General features: G+C 56.6%; 13 protein-coding genes. 8 read left to right on the top strand and 5 right to left on the bottom strand.

All coding sequences use genetic code 11. The features are described from left to right. The first annotated feature begins 100 nt into the window (after positions 1–100). From dnaA to H8K04_00025, 5 genes are all read left to right on the top strand, one after another. On the top strand, positions 101–1444 hold the full coding sequence (gene dnaA / locus H8K04_00005) for a chromosomal replication initiator protein DnaA (protein ID UVT15997.1): 1344 nt from the start codon (positions 101–103) through the stop codon (positions 1442–1444). Positions 1445–1467: 23 nt separating this feature from the next. Further along, positions 1468–2595: a DNA polymerase III subunit beta gene (dnaN, locus tag H8K04_00010; protein UVT15998.1), complete on the top strand. Its 1128-nt coding sequence runs from the start codon at positions 1468–1470 to the stop codon at positions 2593–2595. 107 nt (positions 2596–2702) lie between these two features. Continuing rightward, positions 2703–5171, top strand: a complete 2469-nt coding sequence (gene gyrB / locus H8K04_00015) for a DNA topoisomerase (ATP-hydrolyzing) subunit B (protein UVT15999.1) — start codon at positions 2703–2705, stop codon at positions 5169–5171. An 83-nt stretch (positions 5172–5254) separates the two neighbouring features. Then, complete coding sequence (gyrA, locus tag H8K04_00020; protein ID UVT16000.1) at positions 5255–7732, top strand: DNA gyrase subunit A; 2478 nt, start codon at positions 5255–5257, stop codon at positions 7730–7732. A 46-nt stretch (positions 7733–7778) separates the two neighbouring features. Further along, positions 7779–8366: a hypothetical protein gene (locus H8K04_00025; protein UVT16001.1), complete on the top strand. Its 588-nt coding sequence runs from the start codon at positions 7779–7781 to the stop codon at positions 8364–8366. Here the strand turns inward: H8K04_00025 and H8K04_00030 are convergent. Next, positions 8293–8796 carry a DUF721 domain-containing protein gene (locus H8K04_00030; protein UVT16002.1) on the bottom strand — a complete coding sequence of 168 codons (504 nt, stop codon included), beginning with the start codon at positions 8794–8796 and terminating at the stop codon, positions 8293–8295. The two genes, H8K04_00025 and H8K04_00030, sit on opposite strands and share 74 nt — an antisense overlap. Positions 8797–8848: 52 nt before the next feature. Here H8K04_00030 and smpB point away from each other — a divergent pair, with 52 nt between their 5' ends. After that, complete coding sequence (gene smpB, locus H8K04_00035; GenBank protein UVT16003.1) at positions 8849–9322, top strand: SsrA-binding protein SmpB; 474 nt, start codon at positions 8849–8851, stop codon at positions 9320–9322. Between the two features lie 653 nt (positions 9323–9975). Here the strand turns inward: smpB and H8K04_00040 are convergent. The 4 genes from H8K04_00040 to H8K04_00055 are packed head-to-tail and all read right to left on the bottom strand — an operon-like array spanning position 9976 to position 13202. Then, positions 9976–11412: a hypothetical protein gene (locus H8K04_00040; GenBank protein UVT16004.1), complete on the bottom strand. Its 1437-nt coding sequence runs from the start codon at positions 11410–11412 to the stop codon at positions 9976–9978. Further along, complete coding sequence (locus H8K04_00045) at positions 11409–12092, bottom strand: response regulator transcription factor (GenBank protein UVT16005.1); 684 nt, start codon at positions 12090–12092, stop codon at positions 11409–11411. Before H8K04_00045 ends, H8K04_00040 begins: the two co-directional genes overlap by 4 nt. A 55-nt stretch (positions 12093–12147) precedes the next feature. Further along, positions 12148–12765: a hypothetical protein gene (locus tag H8K04_00050; protein UVT16006.1), complete on the bottom strand. Its 618-nt coding sequence runs from the start codon at positions 12763–12765 to the stop codon at positions 12148–12150. Then, positions 12762–13202 (bottom strand): ferredoxin:thioredoxin reductase, encoded by a 441-nt coding sequence (locus H8K04_00055; protein ID UVT16007.1) that lies wholly within the window; start codon positions 13200–13202, stop codon positions 12762–12764. Before H8K04_00055 ends, H8K04_00050 begins: the two co-directional genes overlap by 4 nt. Before the next feature lie 99 nt (positions 13203–13301). Between H8K04_00055 and H8K04_00060 the strand changes: the two genes are divergently transcribed. Further along, complete coding sequence (locus H8K04_00060) at positions 13302–16298, top strand: VWA domain-containing protein (protein ID UVT16008.1); 2997 nt, start codon at positions 13302–13304, stop codon at positions 16296–16298. Positions 16299–16312: 14 nt separating this feature from the next. Next, a complete protein-coding gene (locus H8K04_00065) occupies positions 16313–16723 on the top strand; it encodes a hypothetical protein (protein UVT16009.1) in 411 nt (136 codons plus the stop codon). The last annotated feature ends 11 nt before the right edge of the window (positions 16724–16734 follow it).

The following is a 16734-nucleotide window of genomic DNA, read 5'->3' on the forward strand; positions in this document are numbered from 1 at the left end:
ACATGATATGCAGCATGCCCTCATTCCGCGAAATTGAATCAATGGAAGGATAGTTATCCACAGGTGTGAATAACCCTGTGCATAGAAATTTGAGTCACTTATGACGAACGACGCTGTCTGGCAGGAAGTTCTGCAGTACATCAGAGCAAAGGTTCCAAAGCAGGTGTTTGATACGTGGTTTCTACCGGTGCATTTACACCGGATTGAAAACTCGACCGCCCACATTGGAGTTCCGAACAAGTTCTTTGGTGAATGGCTGGACACTCATTATGGATCCCTTCTGGAAGAAGCCATAGCGACCGCTCGCGGTACCGGACCAATGGCCGTCGCGTTTACGGTGGTGGAAAAAACGGTTGGTCAGCCGATCGAACCTCCAAGCGCGGTAGGGATTGCGAGGACCACCAGTCAAACGCGGCCACGCCGCGGGATCCAGCTGAACCCGAAGTATACGTTCAAAAATTTCGTGGTCGGTGCCGGGAATCAATTTGCCCACGCCGCGTGCATGGCCGTCGCCGAGCAGCCGGGTCAGACGTACAACCCGCTGTTCATATACGGAGGGGTAGGCTTGGGGAAGACCCACCTCTTGAACGCGATAGGGAATCATGTGGCTGAAAGAAGTGATGTCCGAATCGCCTATTTGACGACCGAGCAGTTCACGAATGAAGTGATCAACTCCATTCGGTACGACAAGATGATGGATCTCCGGAAGCGCTACCGGCACATCGACATGCTTATGATCGACGACATTCAATTTCTGGTCGGGAAGGAGCGCACGCAGGAGGAGTTTTTCCATACGTTCAATGCGTTGTACGAGGGGCACAAACAGATCGTTCTCTCCAGCGATCGCTTTCCCAAGGATATGCCGGATATCGAAGAACGCCTGCGATCTCGTTTTGAATGGGGACTGATCGCAGATTTGCAACCTCCGGATGTGGAGACTCGCATCGCCATCTTGCGGAAGAAATCAGAGGATGAAGGAGTCAAACTGCCGGAAGATGTCATCCAGTTCCTCTCCACCACGATGAAGAGTAATATCCGCGAACTTGAAGGAAGTCTGGTTCGATTAGGTGCGTATGCCTCGCTCACAGGGCAAGTCATTACTCTCGAACTCGCAAAAAACGTTCTTCGCGACCTCATCGGCGACAAGAAGAAGATCGTCGCGATGGATGATATTCAGGAAGCGGTATGCTCCCAGTTTCACGTCAAATTGACGGAACTGAAATCTCGCCGCCGGAGCAAAACCCTTGTGCATCCTCGGCAGATTGCGATGTATCTGTGTCGCGAACTCACCGACGCATCGTACCCGGAAATCGGAAGACAATTCGGCGGCAAGGATCATACGACCATCATTCACGCGTGCCGCCAGGTCGCGAAGGCCAAGGAGGCTGATACGGAGTTGCATGCGACGCTCGAAACATTGAAGGAACATATTCTTCGAAGCTAACGAGTTGGCCGGGAGAGGACTCCATGAAAGTACGCATTGGGCGAGATGAACTGTTGACGGGTCTTCAACGGGTACAAGGCGTCGTGGAGAAACGCAATACGATGCCGATACTGTCCAACATTCTGTTGGAAGCCAGGCAGGATGGGGTGGAGATCATTGCGACAGACCTCGAGATCGGCATGCGAGGTCTGTACAAGGCGACCATGATCACGAGCGGAGGCGTGACCATTTCGGCTCGTAAGCTGTTCGAGATCGTGAAGGAATTACCTCCCGGCGACATTGAATTGACGGCCACGGACAACAACTGGACCACCATCCAGGCGGGAAAGAGCCAATTCAAGGTGGTGGGACTTCCCAGCACCGAGTATCCGGCATTGCCGACGATCGAGCGGGAAGGGCTGACACCTCTCTCGGGAGACGGACTACTCGAATTGATTCGGAAGACCCTCTTTGCCGCGGGTGATAACGATGCCCGCTACATCTTGAACGGCCTTTTGGTGACGTTGGTTGCGACCGACAAGAAAACCACCCTCCGCTTAGTCGGCACTGACGGCCATCGGCTGGCCGTGGCGGAACAGGAAGTGGGCAAGGCCGGCAGTAAAGGCATACCGCAGGAAATAAAAGCCATTATTCCCAAGAAAGCCGCGCATGAGATTCGACATCTGTTGGAAGAGGGAGGGGACAGTGATCCGCTCATCGGCTTCTCCAAGAATCTCATGATCTTCCGCAAGAGCGGTCTGCTGCTGACCTCACGGCTGATGGAAGGCAACTATCCCAACTACCAACAGGTGATTCCCAAAGAGAGCGGCAAGCACATCAGCGTGAACCGGGCAGAATTGGAAAGCGCGCTGCGCCGGGTGTCGGTGTTGTCCAAGGACAAGGCCAGCGCAGTAAAGGTTTCGTTCACTTCCGGCAAGATGACTCTGTTCTCGAGCAGTCCGGACTATGGAGAAGCGAGTGAGGAATTGCCGGCACGGTACGAGGGTGATGCGCTCAACACCGGATTCAACGCCCGGTATCTTTTGGATACGTTCAGTGTGATGGACGGGGACACAGTGTCTCTTCAGATGGATACGCCCCTGAGTCCGTGTCTCATTCAGGAGCCGGAAAGCCCCGGGTTCAAGTGCGTGGTCATGCCCATTAAGATTTAGCAGCATGCTGCAAGCATCAGCCGGCATCGGTCTCGCATCGCGTCCTCCCGCTCATTTCCGGGGCAGAGACGGCGAAGTTCGTTTCTCAACACGTTGTTAGGAATCGGATGGCCACAGAAGACTCTTCCCCACCCAAATCAGAAAGCTATCGCGCCGATCAAATCAAAGTCCTCGAGGGCCTCGATGCGGTACGAAAGCGGCCGGCCATGTACATCGGAAGCACCGGCGTGGATGGACTCCACCATCTGGTCTATGAAGTCGTCGACAACAGCGTCGACGAACATATGGCGGGGTTCGGCGAGGCGATCGAAGTCACGATCCATATCGACGGGAGCGTGACGGTCATCGACAACGGGCGCGGTATTCCCACCGGCATGCATCCCACGCAACACAAGTCCGCCGCCGAGGTGGCGCTGACGGTCCTTCATGCGGGCGGTAAATTCGAGCAAGGCGCGTATACGGTCTCCGGCGGCCTGCACGGAGTCGGAATCTCCGTCGTGAACGCCTTGTCGGAATGGCTCGAGCTCGAGATCTGGCAGGACGCCCAGGTGTTCGAGCAGCGGTATGAGCGCGGGAAACCCAATGCACCCCTCAAGGCGACAGGCAAGACGAAGCGCCGAGGGACCAAGGTGCGGTTCAAGCCGGACGGTCAAGTGTTCGAGACGTTGGAATTCAGCTTCGACATTTTGGCTCAGCGGCTCCGCGAGCTGGCGTTTTTGAATAAAGGCCTGGCCATTACGTTGAGAGATGAGCGGAAAGAGCCGGCGAAAGAGCAGGTTTTTCTGTACAAGGGCGGGATCGTGTCCTTCGTCGAACATCTGAACGAAGCCAAAACGCCGCTGCACAAACCGATCCATGTCAAGGTTGAGAAGCCGGAAATGATTCTGGAGGTCGCGCTTCAGTACAACGACAGTTATGCTGAAAACCTGTTTTCATTCGCGAACAACATCAACACCAAAGAAGGCGGCACGCATTTGGTGGGATTCAAGGCCGCTCTGACCAGGACGATCAACACCTATGCGAACGCGAACGATCTGCTCAAGAAAGAAACCGAGTCGCTGAGCGGCGACGATGTGCGCGAGGGGCTCACCGCCGTCGTCAGCGTCAAGGTGCGCAATCCGCAATTCGAGGGGCAGACGAAAGCGAAGCTCGGCAACAGCGAAGTAAAAGGTGTCGTCGAGACGGCGGTCAACGAGAAACTGGGCGCCTATTTCGAGGAAAATCCGCCGGTCGCGCGCAAGATCATCGGCAAGGCGATCGATGCGGCCCGCGCCCGCGAAGCCGCCCGCAAAGCCAAGGATCTGATCAGACGCAAGAGCGCGCTCGATGGAGGTTCACTTCCCGGGAAATTGGCGGATTGTTCGGAAAAGGATCCGGCCTTGAGCGAGCTGTACATCGTAGAGGGCGATTCAGCCGGCGGATCCGCGAAGCAAGGACGCGACCGCAAGTTCCAAGCCATCTTGCCGCTGAAAGGAAAGATCCTGAACGTCGAGAAGGCGCGTTTCGACAAGATGCTGTCGAGCGACGAGATCAGGACGCTCATCATGGCGCTGGGAACCGGAATCGGCCGCAAGCGGGAAGAAAGCGACAAGGCGGAGAAAGACACGTTTGATATCGCCAAGGCTCGCTATCACAAGATCATTCTCATGACCGATGCCGACGTCGACGGCAGCCACATCCGTACCTTGCTCTTGACGTTCTTTTTCCGGCAAATGCCCGAGCTGATTGAACGGGGTTATATCTACATCGCTCAGCCACCGCTGTTCAAAGTGAAGAAAGGCAAGACGGAGCGGTATCTAAAGGATGAAGGGTCGCTGAACGAGTACTTGGCCGACCTCGCGGTCGAGGATGTCGAACTGTACATGGAAGGGGCTCAGGGATACGTGACCGGGCGCCGGTTGTTGCCGATTCTAAAGAAAATGATCTCGTTCGAAACATTGCTCGGTCGCCTCAATAAAAAGCCGTACGAAGCCACCATGCTGCGCGCCTTTGTCGATGAACCGGGGCTCGATCGCGAGCTCCTGAAGGATCGAGCGGCACTCCAACGATCGGTCGAAAACGTCAAGAGGGCGCTGGCCGTGGCGTTTCCGAAGGTGACATCGACGTTCGGCGTGCTCGACGATGAAGAACATCAATCGAACAAGGTTGTGTGCCGGCTTCACACTAACGGTGTCACCCACGAACTGGACGTCACTCACGAACTGGTCGGTTCCGCAGACTTCCGTGAGCTGCAGAAACTGACTCCTTCTGCCATCGGATTAGGGCGTCCACCCTACCAGCTCAAAGCAAAAGGTCACGAGAGTCCCTATCGCACGACCGATGAACTGGCGAAGGCGATCTTGGATATGGGGAAGCAGGGACTGAGCATCCAGCGGTACAAAGGTTTGGGAGAAATGAACCCTGGACAGCTCTGGGAAACCACCATGAATCCTGAAATGCGCACGCTCTTGAGGGTGACGCTCGAAGACCTCACCGGGGTCGACGAGATCTTTACGATTCTGATGGGCGATGAGGTCGAACCTCGGCGTCATTTCATTCAAACCCATGCCCTCGAAGTGAAAAACCTGGACGTCTAAAACATGTCATTCGTCAACCGGACAAGAAGTCTTACGAATCGATCGGCGGATGACGCTCGACGGAGAACGAGGAGTTAATCGGAATGCCTCCTGATGAACGGTTAGGCCACATCGCCATCGAAGACGAGATGAAATCGTCTTACCTGGACTATGCGATGAGCGTCATCGTGGGACGAGCGCTGCCCGACGTTCGTGACGGCCTCAAACCGGTCCATCGCCGCATCTTGTTCGGTATGAACGAAATGGGTCTCGCCTCCAATCGGGCCTACCGCAAATCGGCGAAGATCGTGGGCGAGATCATGGGCAATTATCATCCCCACGGTGACTCGGCCATTTATGACACCCTTGTGCGCATGGCGCAGGATTTCAACATGCGCTATCCCCTCGTTGACGGGCAGGGCAACTATGGGTCCATGGACGGCGACTCAGCGGCCGCCATGCGCTATACCGAAGCGCGCATGACCAAACTGGCCGAAGAGATGCTGGCCGACATCGACAAGGAAACGGTCGATTTCGGCCCAAACTATGACGAATCGTTACAGGAACCCCTGGTGCTACCGACCAGGGTGCCGAATCTCCTGGTCAATGGAGCGGGTGGCATCGCGGTGGGCTATGCCACCAACATCCCGACGCACAATATCGCCGAAATCATCGATGGATTGCTTCTCGTGTTGGAGAACCCGGAGGTGACGATCGCCCAGCTGATGAGGAAGATCCCGGGGCCTGATTTTCCCACGGCCGGATTCATCTACGGCATGAGCGGGATCAAAGAGGCCTACGAGACGGGCCGAGGCCTCCTCACCTTGAGGGCGAAGGTTGCGGTGGAGACCGATGAGCGCACCGAACGCGAGCGCCTCATCGTCACGGAGATTCCCTATCAAGTCAACAAGGTGTCATTGATCAAGAAGATCGCCGAGTTGGTTCAGGAAGACCGGATCAAAGGCATCTCGGACCTACGAGACGAATCATCGGATCGCGAAGGGGTGCGGGTGGTGATCGAGCTCAAGCGGGGTGAAATCCCCTTGGTGGTGTTGAACAATCTGTACAAGCATACCCCGCTCGAAATCACCTTCGGCGTCATCATGCTGGCCTTGGTCAACAATCGACCGGAAATCCTGAATCTCAAGCAGATCCTCCGTCATTTCCTCGAACATCGGCGCGAAGTTGTCGTGAGACGGACGGCGTTCGAGCTCAAAAAAGCGGAGGAACGGGCGCACATTCTGGAAGGGCTCAAGATCGCGCTCGACCATCTCGATGCCGTGATCGCGCTTATCCGCAGGTCCCAATCACCGGACGAAGCGAGAGCCGGTTTGATGCGGCAATTCAGCCTCACCGAGATCCAGGCCACTGCGATCCTGGATATGCGGCTCCAGCGCCTGACACAGTTGGAACGCGCCAAACTCGTCGAGGAATACCAGGAAGTGCTGAAACAGATCGAATACCTGAAGTCCGTGCTCGCAAGCGAAGCGCTGGTCCGAAACATCATTAAGGACGAGCTGACGGAAATTCGTGAGGCTTACAAGGACGAGCGGAAGACCCAGATCATCAAAGAAGAGGCGGAGATCAGCCTTGAAGACCTGATTGCGGAAGAAGAAGTGATCGTGACCATCTCGCACGCCGGATACATCAAACGAAATGCCGCGTCCCTCTATCGCGCTCAGCGACGAGGCGGCAAGGGCAAGATCGGAATGGGTATCAAGGAAGAGGACTTCGCCGAGAATCTCTTTACCGCCTCCACCCACGATTCACTCCTCTTTTTCACGGACGCGGGAAAGGTCTATTGGCTGAAAGTCCATGAAATTCCCGAGGCCAGCCGGGCCGCGAAGGGCAAAGCCCTGGTCAATCTGCTCGCCTTGTCAGGCAATGAAAAAGTCACGGCGACATTGCCGGTGAAAGAATTCCGAGACGACCGATATATCGTGATGGGCACCAAGAAGGGCGTCATCAAGAAGACGGAACTGTCCGCGTTCAGTAACCCGAGGCAAGGCGGGATCATCGCGTTGGGACTTGAGGGGGGCGATAGACTGATCGGCGTGCAACTGACCGATGGACAGCGGGAAATCCTTCTGGGGACCCGCCAGGGCATCACCATTCGGTTTAAAGAAGAAGAAGTGAGGCCGATGGGCCGGACGGCATATGGAGTCAAAGGGATTACGCTCGAAGAGGGCAATGAAGTCATCGGCATGGAAACCATCACTCCCGATTCCACGACCTCGCTGTTGACCGTTACGGAAGGGGGCTACGGCAAACGGACACCCGTGGGCGAGTATCGCATTCAGGGGCGTGGCGGCAAGGGCATTATCAGCGTGAAGACGACAGAGCGAAACGGTCCGGCCGTCGGGTTCCTGCAAGTACGAGACGGCGACGAAATCATGCTGATCGCCGCGCAGGGAAAGGTGCTTCGTTGCAAGGTGGACGACATCCGTGAAATCGGCCGGAATACCCAAGGAGTTCGCATTCTGGATCTCGACGGCGAAGGAGACCGCGTTGTGAGTGTCGCGAGACTGGCCGAAGCCGTCGAGCGAGAGGAGACGGCTTCGGAGGGCACGGCGGAGACTTAACCTGACCCCGCAACCAGGTTCAATGCACCAGCAGGCATCCTCTCCCATGCCATCTGCCGGTCCTAAGGCCAAGAAGCCGCTGGACATCGTCGTCAAATTCGGACTCGCCGTCTTTGTGGGATCCTTCGCCCTGATCTGGGGAGGCATGTATCTCAGCCGTCCCGATCGATCGATTCCTCCCTATACCGTCGGTTCTCAGTCAGGCCATGTCGTCGCGACGGATGTCCCGTCAGGGACTCACGATGATCAGATTGAAAAGTTACTGAATCGTTTCCGGAAGGTCGGTCATGAGACACGGGATTTCGGTCGCATGAAGATCTATCCCACGACCCCGGGCGATGCGGGGGGCCGGTACAGACAGATCGTGATTTATGTATTCGACGATCACGGATGGACCGATCCGGAAGTATTGACAAAGTTCCTGGCGGGAGACGCGACGACGATCAAGAACTATGAACAAGCCATGCGCGGATACTATCGCTTGCTGGACCAGGAAGAAGAAGGAGGCTTGGGTCCCATGCCCAAGAATGGGCAACTCTCCGGCGACACACGGATCCTGTTCAAGGGACTTGTGACGGACCCTTTGCCGGTCGAGACGGAACGCGAAGAGGGTATCTCGATATCACCTCTCTAAGCCGCTCACGGAGAGAGGGATCTTGTATCGCGGCGGTATGCGAGGCGACCTCAGCCCACGATTCCTTTGTCGGACCTGAGGGCAAGTCGGGGCCGTGAACAGTTGGAGCATCCTCGTTCTGACTGGGAATCTCTCCGACCCGAAATGCAATGTCCGTCACAAACCCCGCTCCAGCCTCCGTCTCCAGCTTCGCCAAGAGCACAGGCTTGAGGAATGTCAGTTGTTGTAGCCAGACGGGATTCCTGACGATCAGGTACAGTTTCTTGAAGCGAATCTGGACCGGCCAGGTGTGGGAAGCCGTGGGCTCACCCACGATGGCATGCCAACGACGCTGCAGGCGAAGTTCCAGCAGCCTCGATTCCAGACCAAGCCGCTTCGAAAGACCGGTAAGAATGCTGCTGAAGGAATCGAGTGTCCGAGGTCCAGTCATGTGGCATCATAGGCGGTAGCAGAGAAAGAGATCAAGGCGTAGGGTTCAGGACATGGCAAAAGAGGCGGACGATCAGCGGAAAGTCGTGGTCACGAATCGGAAGGCGTACCACGATTATTTTATCGAAGAAAAGTTCGAAGCCGGGATTGTGCTTAAAGGGACCGAAGTGAAATCGCTTCGTGACAGACGAGTGAATCTACAAGACAGTTATGCAACCGTTAAAGACGGCGAAGTCTTTCTTCAGCACTGCCACATCAGTCCGTACAGTCACGGCAACATCATGAACCACGATCCGATCAGGACGCGCAAACTGCTCCTTCATCGAAAGGAGATCAACAAGCTCCTCGGGAAAACCCAGCAGAAAGGACTCACGTTGGTTCCTCTCCGCATTTATTTTTCAGAGCGAGGCCAGGCGAAGGTCGAACTTGGATTGGCAAAAGGTAAGAAGCAGCATGATCGCCGGGAATCGATCAAAGCTCGGGAAGCAGGGCGAGAAGTTGAACGGGCAATTAAAGAGAGAAAATAGTACGGAGGCGGAGAGACAGCCGAAGAACCGTTCGTTTCAGACCGGAGCAGAGGAGCCACACGGCGCGTTTCGGTGACTGCGAAGCAAACGTCCTAATTCCTATTTACAGGAAGCGCGGTCCCCTGCTCTTTATCTCAAGACAGGTAGGCTTTCCTTTGACTATTCCCGCTCCAGAGACAGTGCCTTGTACATCACCCCAACGGCGGCGCTCAGCGCCGGCACTGCGAAGCATATCGTCATGATCGATCTTCACTCCTTGCCATTCCATGCCAGGTGGTTTGATATCTGTGGCGCGGGCGATCGGCTCAACGGCGCGCGAGCTGCAACATCGAGTACAACACACCGAATATGGCGGCGAGCAAGAATATTTCAATGAACGAGATCATAGTAGTCATTCACCCCCTTTCACACACTCTATGTATACACCGCCAACATGAAGCCCCCATGAGGAGATCGTGAAGAGTTCTTCATGGATCGAGACCCCGACTTCTGTAAATGCACGTTTGTGTTCACTGAAAAGCGGTAGGGGTCAATTCCAATCTCGACTGACCATTTGGTAGGCAGCTTATTATCATCGCCGCTTCCATATGCACTTAGGGGCTCCATCGAAGCAGTAGCTCTGCGAAGGGTACGGGTAGAGAATGCCGGGGATGCTAGGCAGGAACCGTCTGCTGAGCGAGGGCCGGCAATCGCAGCGTGAAGACGGAGCCCTTGTTGACGTCACTTGAGACCGAAATGCTCCCGCCGTGGGCGTCCATGATTTCTTTCACGATCGGCAGTCCAAGTCCGGTCCCGGCCGTATCCTTTGCTCTGGCCCAATCGGTCCGGTAGAATCGCTCGAACAGGTGGGGGATATGTTCCGGTTCGATGCCATGGCCCGTATCCTCGACCGCCATGGCAACCTCCTGCCCGATCGACTGTAAGCGAACCGTGACAGAACCGCCGGCCGGTGTGTACTGCAGCGCATTGTCGAGCAGATTGATCAACGCTTGTTTGAGCCACTGCGCGTCGCCCAGCACGGGCGGAACCGGTTGGGCTTCAAACCTCATGCTGATCTGGTGGTCATCCGCCAACAGCATGAGTTCGTCAACGATCTCTTGCACAAGGGGTTCCAAGGCGAGAGGCACGAGATTGACCGGAGGCTTGCTGCTGGTGAATTTCGCCAACGTCAACAATGGGCGGGTCAGGGCGATGAGCCGCTCCACTTGCTGAAGATTGTTGAGCAGCACTTCGTGATATTCTTCGGTGGTCCGCGCTTTCATGAGCGCCACCTCCAGGTTGCCCTGTAGGATCGTCAGAGGCGTCTTCATCTCATGGGCGGCGATCTCGCAAAAGTTCCGTTGGACTTCACTGCCTCGTTGGAAATGATCCAACACGGAATTGACTGCCTGGGTCAGGCGGCGAAATTCCCGATACGGCGAATCCAGCGCCAGCCGTTTTCCAAGGTCGGCTTCCGCCATCGTTTCGGCGCCCGTGCACAAGGCCTCGATCGGGGCCAGCACCTTCTTCGCCAGCCAGAGGCTGCCGACCCAGGCGACAAAAAGTGTCGCCCCGGATCCGAGCGCGAGCAGCAACACGAGGCCATTCAAGGTCTCCTGGTAATGGAGCAGCGATGTTTCCGCCTGCAAGATGTACTGCACATGGTTTCTGCCGACGAGGAAGAGAAACAAGTGCCGCGCAGGGGTCCCATCGCGCGCGTCGAGGGTGTCGAACAGGATGTTCTTGAGGCGGACTTGTTCACGAACACGAGTGGGGAGCGAATCTTGTTTACCCGCGTGAGGACTTCTCCACAAAAGCGAGCCGTCGGCTGAAAAGACGCGAAGGGCGTGAGTCACGTCGGGCAGGACATGCTGCTCCGTGCCATTGGGAGTCAACTCGCTGGTCGAAGCGGTGTCCTTGCCGCCGTGTTCGAAGATCTCCGGATGCCGCTCGACAAACTCGGCCAGCGTCTCCGCCAACACGAGGAGGCGTCCGTCTACAAAGCGCTGGAGGAGGATCTCGCTCGCGGCATACACGAGCGCGGAGAACACGAGAAGCCCGGCCATCAGGACCAAGGCGGACCAGCTGATCAAACCGCGCAGGGATTTCATGCCGGTGCGTCCGGCTCTTCGAGCATATACCCTGCGCCGCGCACCGTGGTGATCAAGGGCGGCGAAAAGTCCCGGTCGATCTTCGCGCGCAGCGCCCGAATGTGGGCATCGACGATGTTCGTCATAGGGTCATAGCTGATATCCCACACATGTCCGATGATCGCGGTTCGCGTCAACACCCGATTCTTGTTCCGCAAGAGGAACTCCAGCATGGCATACTCCTTGTTCGTCAGGGATATTTCCTGCCCTCCGCGCCAGACACGGTGAGAAGCCGGGTCCAACCTCAGATCAGCCGCTTGCAAATGGGCCACTTGCTGGGAACTGCCCCGACGTAGGAGAGATCTGACCCGGGCGAGGAATTCCACAAAAGCGAACGGCTTTGCCAGGAATTGATCCGCGCCCGTTTCAAAACCGGATACCTTGGTCTCCACTGTATTGCGCGCGGTCAACAGGAGCACCGGAGTCATGATGCCCTTGTCTCGAACACGGCGGCAGAGGGCGAGGCCGTCAAGCTTGGGCAGCATGATGTCGAGAATCAGGAGGTCGTAAGGGTTTCCCAACGCCAATGCCAAGCCTTCCTCGCCGTCGGCGGCTGCGTCCACGATATACTGTTCCTCTTTCAATCCTTTTCTGATGAATTGAGCCAGATCCACATCGTCTTCAACCAACAGTATTCGCATAGCTACCTCATTCCTCATCGCCGGACCATAGAGATCCGGCTGAGGACGCTGCGGGTCAACAGAAGCCGGTTCTGCAGTCCGTGACCACCAGGTTGGCGGCTTTCTCGCCTACATCCAGATCCATGGTCGACCAGGCTATTCCGATCGCCCGTTCATCTTGATGAGCTCCGCTTCCTCCCTCCAGGAGACTGACAATATAATACCGTCCCGCGGGAACCTTCGTGAACCAGAAGTGGCCGGTTGGGTTTGCCCTCGTCGTACGAAGATAGGGAGCAAGTCGCTTTTCAGTCAGAAGCTGGGTCAGGACCGTGCGGAGACAATCGGCAAACGGAACGGGAGGATCAGGAGACTCCGTCGATGACGCTTCGCCCTTTGAAGCGCAGGGGCTTGTTCGGACGTTCCGGTCGAACCAATAGCGGGTATATTGAATGACCGGAATCAAGTACACCGGGACACCTGCCTGAGTGAGGGCTTTCCCAGAGGGTGCACTCAAGAACACTTGTCCGGTTGCCGTGCCTCGACCTTTAGGCTTGTAAGGGAAGAGCTCTTTCTCATTCAGTGTCGGTGGGTTCGATGGGCCGGACTCCAACGCATGTGCCGATAGAACAGACGAGCTCGCGATGAGGAAGAACCATGCGAGACAGCGCGCGAGCTGGATACGATGCCACGTCATGTCGTGGAAGCCGGCGCGGTCGCGGACTCCTCCGGGACAGTTGGAGAGGAGACGGCCTTATGTTTCAGTGCCCGGCCTTTGTCCGGGGTCGGATCAGTGACCACTCCGTACACTTCTCGACCTTCGTGGCCTTCCGGCAAATATTCCGTAATCGGCATCCCATCCTCGCGAACGAATAAGAGACAGTGGCAGTACTTGTAAATCTGCATTTCGTCGCAAGCACAGATCCACCGGCGGAGCTTGGCTTCGGCTTCTTTGTCTTTGTAAAAGTTGCAAGGGCAGAGCGGTTTTCCGAGTTCGTCCACATGAGACGCTAATCCTTTAATGACCGCTTCCGTCACGGCGGCATTCGGATGCATCGCGGTTCCGCTTTTCTCGGCAAAATTCTTTACGAACTTCTGCATCTTATCGAGACTCTCCTGCGTGGGTTCGGCCATGAATCTCCTCCTCTGAACCAAGATGGGCAGAACGGCTAGTTTACAAGGGAAATTCGCTTCTTTACAATCCATCACTTCTGCCGAATCAAGTGACGGATTATGAGACACGTTTCAAGCCGACAACGCTTACTACAACGGCTGGTTCCCGAACTGGGTGCGACGGGTGCTGAACCATTCGTCACGCGCTTGACCCAGGCAGCGGGCAAACCGGATGCGGAAGCGCAGGTCCTGACCCTGCTCGATGAACTCGAAGAATTATCCGAGAAAACGGCTTGTGCGGCGATCGCTGCGTTTCCTGAGCTCGATCGGCGCGCCGGACTCTCGCACATCCTGCTCTGGCTCGATCTTGGAGTCGCACTGGCGCAGACATCAGGCGCCTCCGCGCTCAAATATTTCAAGGATAGTCCCTTGGTCCTCAGCCTGATCGAGAAGGCCGATGCGCGCACGGAGGTCTTGACGATCGGTCTGGAAGTCGCCGAGCAAGATGCCAACGTGGCGCTCGAATACGTGCGACACGCGCCGGAGATTCTGTCCGCCATGCACCCAGATCACCTGCGGCCATGGCTCGAGATCGGTATTGAACTGACGGCCATCAATGTGGTGGTCGGGCTGGAGTTCATCAGGCAAATCTCCCGGCTGGCTTCTGTCCTGCCGTTTGAAAGCGTTCGCGACTGGGCGACACTGGGCATGAAATTGATCGTGCCGAACAGCCTCGGGAAGCCGGACTACGTCGGGACACTGGAATTTCTCAGGACAAGCCCGACGATTCTCGGAGAGATCGAAGACCCAACCGTCCGCGCAAAGGTCGTGTCCCTGTGTCTCGTGCTGACCGAGCAGTCACCCGAATCCGGGATGACCTGGCTCACAGAGTCGCCGCGGGTTTTGCGAGCGGTGCCTTCGATGGAATGGAAGCTCAGGCTGTTGCAGTACGGCTCCTTGCTTGCCGAGAAACACGCGGGGGCGACGCTCGAGTACCTTCGTCGTGCCGCGGAACTCATCACACTGATCGGAGATGGTCCTGAGGCAGTGTCGAGATTCGACAATTGGTTTAGGGCCGGGATGGAAGTGCTGGCATATAGTCCGGACGGAGCGCGCGCCTATTTTGCCGTAGAGTCTCGGAAAGCATTGGCTTCGGTCGAGCAAGCGCTGAGCGGTGTGCCGTTCCGGCAGGTCGCTCAAAGACTGAAGCTGTTCGTCCAAGGGCTGTGCGGTCGTGACGTGGCCGTCATGGCCATGCAAGATTCATTGATGTCCCCGTCCCGCGCGATGGTCGGTGCCGACGGGTGGACCATTTCCTTCCCCGCGTTGCTCCGTCGGTATCCCACGGCTGCGGAGAACGAGCGATTGTATCTTGTAATGGCGGCACATGAGGCGGGGCACGTGGAGTTCGGTACGTATCGGCTCAGGCTCGAAGCCCTTGCCGATCTGATCGAAGCCGTTCGACATCGGTACAGTCGATCCGATCAGGCGAGGCCCGAGACGCTGGCTGACCTGTTTCGACTCTACCCGGACCCGGCTCTCGTACAAAACCTCTGGATGGTGCTCGAAGATGCGCGTGTCGAATTCTTGCTGCAAACGGAGTATCCGGGCCTCAGGTACGACCTGGCGCGATTGGCGGCGGAATCCATCACCCCGCGCGATCCGGCTCAGGGTGTGGCCCCGAAGGAATTGGTCGTCGATTGTCTCCTCAGGCTATCCACAGGTGACGCAGAACATTCCGCTGTGCCAAAGGCCCTCACGGAAGAAGTCTCCATCCTCTGGGGAATGTGTCGGGCCGTGCTGAAGGCTACAGCCACGGCGGAGGAAACGGTTCGTGTGGTCGATGCGGTCTATGTTCGGCTGGAAGAGTTGCTTGTGGCCCGCGGCGAGATGATCCACATAGAGCGGCACGAGGAGCGGAAGGATCAGGAAGCTGGGGACACACGACAGGAACCGCCGAGCGACCAATACCGTACGGTAGTTGATCTGGCCTATCGTGGCTCGATGAATCCGGAGTTCATCAGATGGCATCAGGACCACGTCGAACAGAAACATGAGACTCCAGCACAAGCAGACGGTTCGGTACCTCAGGATGTCCTGCTCGGGGAACAACAGTCCGCAGGCAGAGAATTATTGAGCGAGGGGCGTTCATTGCCGTCGGTTGTGGAAGAATGCCTGACGCGCGAGGCCGATACGCAGTCAATCCGGGAGACAACAGTTCATGAGCAGCGGGCTGTCCTCTACCCTGAATGGGACTATCGGATTGACGACTACAGGATGAATTGGTGCCGAGTGGTAGAACGACCCGCGGACTTTGGGTCTGACGAGTTCGTCACGGTGACATTGGCTGCCCAGCGGAGTATCGTGAGGTCTCTGCGCCGGTACTTTGAAGGGTTGCGTCCTCCCGCGCTCCGCCGCGTCGCCAGGCAAGACGACGGGGACGAGGTGGATTTCGATGCCGTCGTCCGGCGAACAGGGGAGCAGCGCGCGGGAATGGAAGGCGACGATCGTGTGTACATTCGTCGAGAAAAAAGAGAACGCGACGTGGCGGCGGCCTTCCTCGTCGACATCAGTGGATCGACCAGCCGAGAGCTCGGAAACGGTCGGCGAGTCATCGACATTGAGAAGGAAGGTCTTGTGCTGCTCTGTGAAGCACTCGATGCCATCGGTGATCAGTTTGGACTGTATGCCTATTCCGGCCGAGGACGCGAGGTGGTCGATTTTCTCACGATCAAAGATTTTGACGATCGTCTTGGAGCCTCGACGGCTCATCGGCTGGGAGGCTTGGCCCCACGTCATCAGAACCGAGACGGAGCGGCAATCCGTCATGCCACGGCGAAGCTGTTGATGCGGGACGTGAAGACCCGCATTCTCATGCTCCTGAGTGACGGACGGCCCTTGGACGACCAGTATAAGGACGACTATTCCTTGGAAGACACGAAGGCGGCGCTGCGCGAGGCAAGACGACAGGGAGTCGACACCTTTTGCGTGACGATCGATCGGGAGGCGGAGAGTTATCTTCACCGCATGTATGCCGGGGCTCAGTATTGCGTCATCAGCAGTGTCGAGGCTCTTCCGATGAAACTGCCTCGCATTTACAGGCAATTGACGGCGTAACCAAAGTCACACGCATGACCAACTCGATCGGAAAGCCGACGGTCCCCGCATGGTTGTATAAGCTCTTCACGGGGCATCAATATCCCTATGTCCGCCGATCGGCCAAGTTTGGACAGGTGGTGAAACCAGGTGAAGACCGGCCGGAGCCGACGAAGGAGATGATCGAGGCCAAATTCTGGGAGATCTATCCGCGTTGCCGGGTAAAAGTGCTGCAGGAAGTCAAAGAGGGTATGATCGTGGTCTTTCATGACCTGCGTGAGTATCCTCCAGGTGGCTTTCAAGAACTCGTCGACAATCCGGAGGAATTTCTAGCAAGAACTTTCGGCAAGAAGAAGATCAAGGTCAATTTCTATGACGACGAGAATTTCGTCTGTACGATCAACTTCAAAGTTGGGGGCTGGACCGAACACGAGGGTGGGCATTGACGGTCTCAGAA

It is taken from the genome of Nitrospira sp. (genome assembly GCA_024760525.1).
Lineage (GTDB): Bacteria > Nitrospirota > Nitrospiria > Nitrospirales > Nitrospiraceae > Nitrospira_D.